We start from the raw sequence: 1350 nt of genomic DNA, 5'->3' as shown, positions 1-1350 counted from the left end.
ACCCGGGACCGCATCGAGCTACCGGCGGAGACGGCGGCGGTCGTGGCACTCTGACGCCCGCGATCCCGAACGATGCGAGCAGGGGAGGGCGTCCGCATTCGAGCGACAACGGGGAAGCCGGCGCTGCCGGCGGAGGGAGGGAGCCTCGTGACCGCGATGCGCCGCAGAGCATCCTTCGCAGCGGTGCTCGCACTGGGTCTCGCAGCCGGCTGCACACCCGCCCGGCCCTCGGCCACGCCCGACGCCACCGCAGTTCCCGGCACCAGCGCTCCCCTCGGGCCGAGCGCCTCGCCGGTGCCCCCGCCTGTGGAACTCGCCGCCCTCGAGCGGCGGTTCGACGCGCGGCTCGGCGTGTACGCGGTCGACACGGGCACGGGGCGCACCCTCGCCCACCGGGCCGACGAGCGGTTCGCGTACGCGTCGACGTTCAAGGCCCTCGCGGCCGGCGCGCTGCTCGCCGCGACGTCGGACGCGGAGCTGGACCGGATCGTCCGCTACGAGCGGGCCGACCTGGTGCCGCACTCCCCGGTCACGGAACAGCACGTCGCGGGCGGGATGACCCTGCGCGCGGTCGCCGACGCGGCGGTGCGCTACAGCGACAACACCGCCGCCAACCTGATGCTCGCCGAACTCGGCGGCCCCGCCGGGTTCGAGCGGGTGCTGCGCGGCATCGGCGACACCGTCACCGACCCGGCGCGCACCGAAACGAGCCTCAACGAGGCCGCGCCTCCGCGAAGGACGCGCAGCCCGACGACGCGCTGATCGCCGAGGCCGCCCGGGTGACGGTCGACGCGTTGCGCGGCCCCGGCTCCCGCTGAACCGCGTCGCCCGCGCCGCACCCCACCCCGGTACGCCTCGGCTGGGCGGTGGGTTGCGGCCCGGACGGCGCGGCGACGCTGCTGCCCGACGACTCCGTCGCGCCGTACGCCCGCCAGCTCGCCGACCGCGACGCCGACGTCCGCCGGGCCGGCCTGCATGTCCTCGGCGAGCTGGGCGACGCGCGACCGGAGCTGCGCCAGCGGGTGGTGGACGCCGTCTGCGGCTACCTGCGGGTGCCGCTGCCGTTCGAGGTGGTTGGTGAGCTGACCGCCGCGCAGGCCGGTGAGGTGGAGTTGCGCCGTGTCGCGCAGGGGCTGCTCACCGCGCGCCTGCGCCCGGGGACCGGCACCCCCGGCGGGCCGGCTGCCGGGCCGGGGCACTGGGCGGGCATGAGCCTGTCGCTGTGCGGCGCGACACTGGTCGACCTTGCCTCGTTCCACGGCGACGTCACCTTCGCCGGCGCACGCCTCGACAACTGGCGCCCGCCGGCAGAGGTCCTCGACGCGGTCGTCTTCCACGCCACCCACGACC

At 76.4% G+C, this 1350-nt stretch carries 1 protein-coding gene and 1 pseudogene; both read left to right on the top strand.

Going from position 1 to position 1350, the window contains the following annotated elements:
• Positions 1-156 precede the first annotated feature (156 nt).
• Positions 157-759 (top strand): annotated as a pseudogene (locus tag E1258_RS32655) (serine hydrolase); the annotation flags it as partial.
• Positions 760-866: 107 nt separating this feature from the next.
• On the top strand, positions 867-1350 hold a 484-nt coding region (locus E1258_RS32650; RefSeq protein ID WP_207919939.1), incomplete at its 3' end, for a hypothetical protein.

Origin of the sequence: Micromonospora sp. KC207, from assembly GCF_004348615.1 — a bacterium.
Lineage (GTDB): Bacteria > Actinomycetota > Actinomycetes > Mycobacteriales > Micromonosporaceae > Micromonospora.
This window is presented reverse-complemented; position numbering and strand designations above follow the sequence as displayed.